We start from the raw sequence: 7,888 nt of genomic DNA on the forward strand, positions 1-7,888 counted from the left end.
CTAGGGCTCGTCCTTGCGCGGCAGAACGTCGGCGCGCGTGACGCAGTTGCGGCCGCGGGCCTGGCTGGCCAGCAGCGCGTAGCCGGTGCGCTTGATCAGCGCCATGCCGTCCTCGCCCATCTCCAGCTCGGCCACGCCCATGGAGAGCGTGAGCGGCGGCAGCGCGCCGATGATGATCCCGCCGCAGGTGCGGCGGAGCCGTTCGGCCGCCAACACCGCGGCGTCCAGCTCGGTCTCGGGCAGCAGCCACAGGAAGATGGTGTCCGACCAGCGGCTCAGGATGTCGCAATCGCGCTGGACGGAGCGGGTGCAGCGCACGAAGCGGCTCAGCACGGTGGACTTGTCGGCGTCGCTCAGCTGGGAGCCGCTGGCCAGCACGTCCAGCTCCACCAGCGCCAGGCTCAGCGAGTGATGGTAGCGGATGGCACGGGCCACTTCCTGGGACAGGCGCACCTCGGCGTCGGAACGGCCCGGCAGCGCGGGCAGCACGGTGGCCTGCTGGCGCGACGAGGGACGCTGGGGACTGCCGGACGTGGCCGGGGCCTTGCGCGGCTCGGGCTTCTCGCTGGGGTTCATGGGCTCCCCGGAAGGAAATTGGGCGCTCGAGGGCGCAGACACGCGGGCGCGCGGCCGGCCCCTCCGCTGACGGGAGACTTATCGGCTCGCGGCGGGGGGAACTTGAGACGGCCGCCCCGGGCCCCGCGCGGGCCCCCGGGCAAGCGTGAGCGCCTTGCGCAACAGCTCCTCCGCGGAGAGCCCCGGCTCACCCTCGGCCGCCTGGCGCACGAAGAGCACCGCCTGCGGGCGGGGGTAGCCCAGCGCCACCAGGCCCTCCACCGCGTCGCCGGACTCCGCCCCCGGGGCGGCGGAGGGCGCCTGCTCCCACTCCTCCCCGATCTTCTCCTTGAGCTCCACGAGGATTCGCTGCGCGGTCTTGCGTCCGATCCCGGGGACCGTGGTGAGCAGGTCCACGTCGCCCGCCGCGATGGCTCGGCGCAGCAGGTGCACCTCCGCACCCGAGAGCACCGCCACCGCGAGCTTCGGCCCGATGCCGCTCACCTGCAGCAGCAGGTCGAACACTTCGCGCTCGGCCAGGCTGTGGAACCCGAACAACTCCATGGAGCTCTCCCGCACCACCAGCCGGGTGTGCAGCGTGGCTTCCGAACCCGGGGGACCCAGCTTGCTGGACGTGGACAGCGGCACGGCCAGCTCGTAGCCCACGCCGTGCACATCGAGCACCACGCGGGTGGGGCTGCGCTGCGCCAGGGTGCCGGAGAGCCGGGCGATCACGGGCGGGCCTTCGCGCGCGGAGCGCGGGTGCCCACGGGCGGGGCAGGCGCGGTTCCGGACCGGGGCGCGGCAGCCGCGGCCGAAAGTTGCGCGGCCTTGGCGCGCCACAGCGCCGCCTCGCCGGCGGCCTTGCGCGGGGTGCGCGCCGGCAGGCGGTGACGCGCGCGGTGCAGGTGGCACAGGGCCAGCGCCATGGCGTCGGCCTCGTCGGCGCGCGGCGCCTTGGGAAGCGAAAGGAGCCGCCGCACCATGTACTGCACCTGTTCCTTGGTGGCGCTCCCGCGGCCGGCCACCGCCATCTTCACCTCGCGCGGCGCGTACTCGGCCACGTCCAGGCCCCCGAGCCCGGCGGCCAGCAGGATCACGCCACGGGCGTGACCCAGCACCAGCGCGCTGCGCGCGTTCTTCGCCTGGAAGGGGGACTCCACCGCCACGGAGTCGGGGCGGTGCGCGTCGAGGACCGCGGAGAGGCCGCGGTACAGCGCGGTGAGTCGTCCGGTGAGCGCGCCGCCGCCCAGGCTCAGCTGGCCGGAGGCCACACAGGTGACGGCGCTGCCGCTCTCGCGGACCAGCGCCCAGCCGGTCACGACGCTGCCGGGATCAATGCCCAGGACCGTGCGCATGCGCGTCGCCCGCCTATCCGCCCAGCCGGGCCAGCAGTTCCTCGGGAATCTCGAGATCCGACCACACCTTCTGCACGTCGTCGAGCTCCTCGAGCGCGTCCATGATCCGGAGCACGCGCGAAGCTTCGGCCTCGTCGAGCACCACGGTGTTCTGGGGGATGCGGGTGATCTCCGCGGCGGTGACCGCGATCTTGTGGCCCAGCAGCGCCTGGCGCACCGGCTCCAGCGAATTGGGCGGGGTGATCACCTCGTGGTGCGCGGGGTCGGAAGTGTCCACGTCCAGCGCGCCGGCGTCCAGCGCCACGGTGAGCAGTGCGTCCTCGGAAGTGGTGGTGGCGTCCACCGTGACCACGCCGCGGGTCTCGAACTTCCACGCCACCGAGCCGGGGGCGCCCAGGTTCCCGTGGTTCTTCACGAAGGTGTGCCGCACGTCGTTGGCGCAGCGGTTCTTGTTGTCGGTGAGGCAAAGCGCCAGGATGGCCACCCCGCCGGGCCCGTAGCCTTCGTAGATCAGCTCCTCGTAGATCACGCCGGGCAGCTCGCCGGTGCCCTTCTTGACCGCCCGCTCGATGTTGTCCGCAGGCATGTTGGCGGCCTTGGCGGTCTGGATCACCGTCCGCAGGCGCGGATTCGCCTCCGGGTCCCCGCCGCCATGGCGCGCGGCGACGGTGATTTCCTTGATCAGCTTGGAGAAGAGCTGGCCGCGCTCCTGGTCGGCCCGGCCCTTCTTGCGCTTGATCTGGCTCCACTTGGAGTGACCGGACATGGGATACCTCGATCCTTAGGTCCCCGAACAGCGCGGCTCGCCGGCCCGGCGGGCCCCGGTTCCACGGGGCCCGCCCACGCCCTGAGGCGGTGGGTCCCGCCTAGTGCGCGTGCTCCGCTTCCTTCTCCTTCCGGTGCTCCTCGACCAGGCGGTCCGCCTGGTCGCGCGGCACCTCCTCGTAGTGCGAGAACTTGAAGGAGTGGTGGGCGCGGCCCTGGGTGAGGCTGCGCAGGTGCGAGGAGTACTTGTACAGCTCGCCCATGGGCACCAGGGACTTGATGCGCTGGTGGCGGCCGGTCTCCTCCATGCCGAGGATCTTGCCGCGCTTGCTGGACAGGTCTCCCATGATGTCGCCCATGTAGTCCTTGGGGGTGTGCACCTCCAGCTCCACGATGGGCTCGAGCAGCACCGGCTGAGCGCGGAGCATGCCGTTCCTGAAAGCGTTGAGCCCGGCGATCTTGAACGCCATTTCGCTGGAGTCCACGGTGTGGAAGCCGCCGAAGAACAGCGCCACGCGCACGTCCACCACCTCGTAGCCGGCCAGCGGGCCCTCCACCAGCGCCTCCACCACACCCTTTTCCACGGCCGGGATGTACTGGTTGGGCACCACGCCGCCCTTGATCTCGTCCACGAACTCGAAGCCGGCGCCGCGGGGGCGCGGCTCGAGGCGCAGGTGCACGTCGCCGAACTGGCCGCGCCCGCCGGTCTGCTTCTTGTGGCGGTAGTGCTCCTCCACCTTGGTGCGGATGGTCTCCTTGTACGGGATGCGCGGCTTCACCAGCTCCATCTCCACGCCGTACTTGCGCTTCAGCTTGTCCACCACCACGTCCAGCTGCACCTCGCCCATGCCGTGCAGCAGCATCTGGCGGTTGGCGCCATCCACCTCCATGCGCACGGTGGGGTCTTCCTCGTGCAGCTTGTGCAGGCCGGCGGCCACCTTTTCGTCGTCGCCCTTGGCCTTGGCACGGAACGCCACGGTGAGCTGGGTGGCCGGGAAATCAATGGGCGGGAACTGTACCGTGCGCTCCCGGGCGCACAGGGTGTCCCCGGTGGCGGTGCTCTTGAGCTTCACCGCGGCGCCGATGTCGCCGGCCACCAGGCGCGGCACTTCCTTGCGCTCCTTGCCCAGCACCGCGAACACCTGTCCCAGCTTCTCGGGGTGGTTGCGGGTGGTGTTCTGCACTTCCTTGCCCGCCTCGATGACCCCGGAGAACACCCGGAACAGCGACAACTCGCCCACGTGCGGCTCGCTGACGGTCTTGAACACCTGCGCGGCGAACGGCTCGGCCGCGTCCGGCTTGCACACCACCTCGTCCTCGGTGCCGGGCTTCACGCCCTTCAGCGGCTCCCGGTCGGCGGGCGAGGGCAGCAGGCGCACGATGGTGTCCAGCAGGCCCTGGATTCCCTGGTTGTGGTAGGCGCTGGTGCACACCGCCGGCTGGCACTTGCAGCCCAGCACCGCGGCCCGCAGGCCGCGCTCGATCTCCTCGGGGCCCAGGTCGCCCTCGGCGAAGAACTTCTCCAGCAGCGCGTCGTCGCCCTCGGCGGCAGCCTCCACCAGCCGGGTGCGGGCCTCGTCTGCCGCCGCCTTCAGCTCGTCGGGCACCGGCTTTTCTTCTTCCTTGCCGTCGCCCTTGTGGTAGTAACGGGCCTTCATGGACAGCAGGTCCACGATGCCCTCGAAGGTCTCGGCCTGCCCGATGGGCAGTTCCAGCGCCACGGCGCGGCCGTCCATCTTCTTGTTGAACGCCTCCAGCGCGCCCTCGAAGTTGGCGTGCTCCTTGTCCATCATGTTCACCACGACCAGCGTGGGGACCCGGCGGTCCTGGAACACCTGCCAGGCGCGCTCGGTGCCCACTTCGGGGCCGGTGGAGGCACGCAGCAGCAGCAGGCCACCGTCGGCGACCCGCACCCCGCTCATGAGCTCGCCCTCGAAGTCCGCGTAGCCAGGGGCGTCGATCATGTTGATCTTGTGGTTCTTGTATTCGCAGTAGCCGACACCGAGGGAGATCGAGATCTTGCGGTTGATTTCGTCGGGGCTGTAGTCGAGGTGGGTGTTGCCTTCGTCGATCCGGCCCATGCGGCCGGTGGACTTGGTGTCGAAGAGCATCGCTTCGGCGAGGGTGGTCTTGCCAACCCCGCCATGTGAGGCCAAGACGACATTCCTGATGTTCCTGGTTTCGTAGTCCTTCACGGGTCACCTCCACGCCGACGTCCCAGGCACTCCGGGCGCGCGAGGCGGGCCCAAAGCCCAAACCTAAGTTTCGGACTGACAGACAGTAAAGGCTAGCACAGGCGGGGGCTCGAGACAATTGGAAGGGGGGATCCGCCGGGTCCAGGCGGGGCGAATTCGGTCTCCCGGGGGCCCGGTGGCAGCCCGGGGCGGGGAGCTCGCTAACGTCCCCCCGGCCGGAAGGCGTAGCCCAGTTCCAGCCCCACGAACACGATGTGATTGGTGTCCGTGGGGTCGTCGTGGACCTCCACCTGGTAGTCCAGGGAGCCCTTCAGGGAAAGCGCGCGTCCCAGGGGCTGGGAAAGCAGCAGCGAAGCCGAATACATGTGGAAGTCGGAGTGGGTGGAAAGCACCGTGGAGTCCCCCGCCGCGCCCGACACCGTCGGCGTCAGGTAGTGCCGCCGGCCCGCCTCCAGCGACAGGTCGGCGAAACCTCCGTCGAGGCGCGTCAGTCCCAGGCGCAGGGTGAACTGCCGGTAGTCCTCTCCTGGCTGGGCCGGGGCCCGGAACCACTCGTAGCGCGGCCGCAGCTCGGCTTCCACCGGGCCCAGCGTGCGGCCGGCACCCGCCTCCGCGCGGAGCAACCGGCTGTCGTAGAAGGTCTCGTCCGGATTGCGATAGTCGTAGCGGTCGGCCTCGAGACGCGCGCGGGCCACCCACGGATCGGGCTGCAGGCGCACCTCCGCATCCCCATGCAGGCGCGAGAACAGGTCGTGGCGCGACTGGGCGTCGGTGCCCCACCGGTTCTCGGCCTCGCCCACGAGCGAGCCGCGGAGCGCGCCCGCGAGCGGCAGGTCCCAGCGCACCCCCAGGTAACCCTCCCGATAATCCCTGAGTGCCGAGTCGGGATAGGCGCGCGTGCCCACGTACGCATCCAGGTCCAGGAGCGCGCCGGACATCCCCAGGTGGGTGGCGGAGATCTCCGCGCGGGCGCCGCGGGAGTCCTGGAAGAAGCTGCCCGCCGAGCCCCCGGTGTGCTCCACCTGCACGCGGGGCCGGAAGTCCACCGCCCACGACAGGTCGGCGCTGCGCAGCCCCAGGGAACCGGTGAACGTCTCGGTGTTGTAGAGACGCGAGAGCCCGAATCGCTGGTCCAGCGTGTGCTCGAACCGCTGGTCGGCACCCAGCACCAGTCCGTGCCCGGTGCTCCAGCGGAACGCGCCGTACACGTGGCCGGTCACCAGGGCCCGCGCCATGCGCAGTTCCGGCTCCAGCCAGTAGAAGCGCTCACTGGCGACGGTGTCGCTCACCGAGATCCGCAGGAACACGCCGGCCGCGCCCTCGGGGCTGGAGGCCAGGACCACCGAGTCGCGGAACACCGTGGAGGTGTCATGCAGCAGGCTGTCGAAGACCGTGCCGACGTAGATGGGCTGGCTGGAGCGGTACACCAGGTTGGTGAAGTCGTAACCGGGGCCGAAGTCCAGCCGCAGGCGCGGGCCGGCGGAGGCGGCCCGGGATCCCGCGCCGGCCGCCGCGAACAGCAGGACCATAAGCATCGCGAGCGGGCGGGCCTTCGCGGAAAGGCCTGCCCGCCGCGCACTCGAGGGACTGCCGGTCGGAGGCTGGGTCGCTCGGGTCAATCGCGGGTTCCTGTCGGGTTACGGGGGTGTGCCCAGGGCCCTGAGCGCCAGCGTGCGCGCGGCGCGCGCGTTGAGCAGCGCCACCCACGGGCGGCCCGCTTCGCGCTGCTCCAGCGCCCGTGCGTAGCGGGTCTCGGCCTGTCCCAGCAGGCGGGAACCCATGGGGCTGAGCGTGGACGTCCGGGCGCGCTCGATGACCGTCTGCGCGGCCTGGAGGGCGCGCTCCAGTTCGGCCGCGTCCACGCGGTCGGCGCCCGCGAGCGCGCGCCGCACGATCTCGCGCGCGCGCAGCGTGAGGCGCAACGCCTCGGGGTACTCGCGCTGCTCGAAGTGGCGACGGGCGCGCTCCTCCAGCGCGCGGGCGACGTCAATCTGTTCGGCGGCGGAGGAGCCCGTGCCGGCGGCGGTGCGGCTCCACTCCACGGCCGTGGCAATCTGCTCGTCCGTCTGGCGCAGTTCCTCGGCGATCCGGTCGGGGTTCATGCCGCGGTTGTCGCCGCCGAAGTTGAACGCCAGGCGCGCGCCGTCGCGCGCCTTCATGGTCATCTCCAGCGCGGAGCGCAGCTTGGACTCATCCGCGCGGCCCGAGACGGTGGCCTCGCGGAACAGCCCCCAGGCCCGGGCCTGACCCTGGAGGGAACGGTCGAGGATGATCTGCGAGCGGTCGTTGCCGCTCTCCCTCACGCGCGTGGCCACCCGGGAGAGCACTTCGTCGGTGCGCTCCAGCTCGCGTCTCACGAATTCCGGCTGCGCGCGGCGCTCCCCGGCACCGGGGCGCGCGCGGAGCAGCGCCTCGTTGGCCAGCTCGCGCGCCTTGCCGGCCATGCGGGCGGCCTGTGCGCAGCGGCTGTTGGAGAATTCCATCTTGGCGCGGTCCAGCAGTTCGCGGGCCTTGCCGAAACGGTCCAGCGCGTCGCGGTCGCCGGATTCGCGGACCACCGGGCCCACCAGGTCAAGCTGGCGGTCGGCGGCAAGGATCTCGCGCTGCGCGTCGGCGCAGGACTGGGCCCTCGCGCCGCCGGCGGCCAGCAGCGCGCCCAGCACCAGGATGGGGCCGAGCAGGCGAAGGATTCGGGGGGTCTTCATGGCGTCACTCCAGGCGTTTATATCACAGAACTGCCGGGCCGGTCTTGAAACTTCCACCCCCGTGCAATGCATCGGCCGTGCCGGGGAATCCTGACCGCTCGAGGAGTCTACTGCGTTGTCCGGCAATGAGTTGTAAATTCACTTCGAAGGTCCCCGGAGACCCGATGTCCCCCTTCGTCCAACCCCGGTTCCAGGGCGTACCTCCCGGGACACCGGATGCCCTATACTGTGTTCAAGTAGATGGTCCCACGGAACTTCCCGCGGAGCGTCCGCCCGGCTCCCGTCACACTCATCCGGAGGAAGATCATGC

The 7,888-nt window shown here is 70.8% G+C and carries 7 protein-coding genes and 1 pseudogene (1 of these 8 cut by a window edge); 1 reads left to right on the forward strand and 7 read right to left on the reverse strand.

Annotated elements, in window-relative coordinates; translation table 11 throughout:
- From HZB25_12100 to HZB25_12130, 7 genes are all read right to left on the reverse strand, one after another.
- Positions 1–576, reverse strand: coding sequence for a GGDEF domain-containing protein (locus HZB25_12100; protein MBI5837977.1), 576 nt, complete (start codon positions 574–576; stop codon positions 1–3).
- A gap of 78 nt (positions 577–654) precedes the next feature.
- Positions 655–1,290 (reverse strand): Holliday junction branch migration protein RuvA, encoded by a 636-nt coding sequence (gene ruvA, locus HZB25_12105; protein MBI5837978.1) that lies wholly within the window; start codon positions 1,288–1,290, stop codon positions 655–657.
- Entirely contained in the window at positions 1,287–1,913 is a 627-nt protein-coding gene (ruvC, locus tag HZB25_12110; GenBank protein MBI5837979.1) for a crossover junction endodeoxyribonuclease RuvC, read from the reverse strand. The genes ruvA and ruvC overlap by 4 nt, the downstream gene beginning before the upstream one ends.
- Positions 1,914–1,926: 13 nt before the next feature.
- On the reverse strand, positions 1,927–2,679 hold the full coding sequence (locus HZB25_12115; protein ID MBI5837980.1) for a YebC/PmpR family DNA-binding transcriptional regulator: 753 nt from the start codon (positions 2,677–2,679) through the stop codon (positions 1,927–1,929).
- A gap of 100 nt (positions 2,680–2,779) precedes the next feature.
- Positions 2,780–4,873: an elongation factor G gene (gene fusA / locus HZB25_12120; GenBank protein MBI5837981.1), complete on the reverse strand. Its 2,094-nt coding sequence runs from the start codon at positions 4,871–4,873 to the stop codon at positions 2,780–2,782.
- Positions 4,874–5,073: 200 nt separating this feature from the next.
- The gene (locus HZB25_12125; GenBank protein MBI5837982.1) at positions 5,074–6,408 is read right to left on the reverse strand and encodes a hypothetical protein; all 1,335 of its coding nucleotides are present in this window, start codon (positions 6,406–6,408) and stop codon (positions 5,074–5,076) included.
- A 102-nt stretch (positions 6,409–6,510) separates the two neighbouring features.
- Positions 6,511–7,578 carry a hypothetical protein gene (locus tag HZB25_12130; protein MBI5837983.1) on the reverse strand — a complete coding sequence of 356 codons (1,068 nt, stop codon included), beginning with the start codon at positions 7,576–7,578 and terminating at the stop codon, positions 6,511–6,513.
- Between the two features lie 306 nt (positions 7,579–7,884).
- On the opposite strand from HZB25_12130, the pseudogene HZB25_12135 reads away from it, so the two are divergent.
- Positions 7,885–7,888, forward strand: a pseudogene (locus HZB25_12135) (hypothetical protein) (it continues 545 nt past the right edge of the window).

The organism is Candidatus Eisenbacteria bacterium (genome assembly GCA_016235265.1).
In the GTDB taxonomy this organism is placed as follows: Bacteria; Eisenbacteria; RBG-16-71-46; order RBG-16-71-46; family JACRLI01; genus JACRLI01.

Excerpts from the sequence above, each read along its gene's own strand:
- HZB25_12100 (MBI5837977.1), bottom strand. The coding sequence starts at position 576 with ATGAACCCCAGCGAGAAGCCCGAGCCGCGCAAGGCCCCGGCCACGTCC.
- ruvC (MBI5837979.1), bottom strand. The coding sequence starts at position 1,913 with ATGCGCACGGTCCTGGGCATTGATCCCGGCAGCGTCGTGACCGGCTGG.
- HZB25_12115 (MBI5837980.1), bottom strand. The coding sequence starts at position 2,679 with ATGTCCGGTCACTCCAAGTGGAGCCAGATCAAGCGCAAGAAGGGCCGG.
- HZB25_12125 (MBI5837982.1), bottom strand. The coding sequence starts at position 6,408 with ATGCTTATGGTCCTGCTGTTCGCGGCGGCCGGCGCGGGATCCCGGGCC.
- HZB25_12130 (MBI5837983.1), bottom strand. The coding sequence starts at position 7,578 with ATGAAGACCCCCCGAATCCTTCGCCTGCTCGGCCCCATCCTGGTGCTG.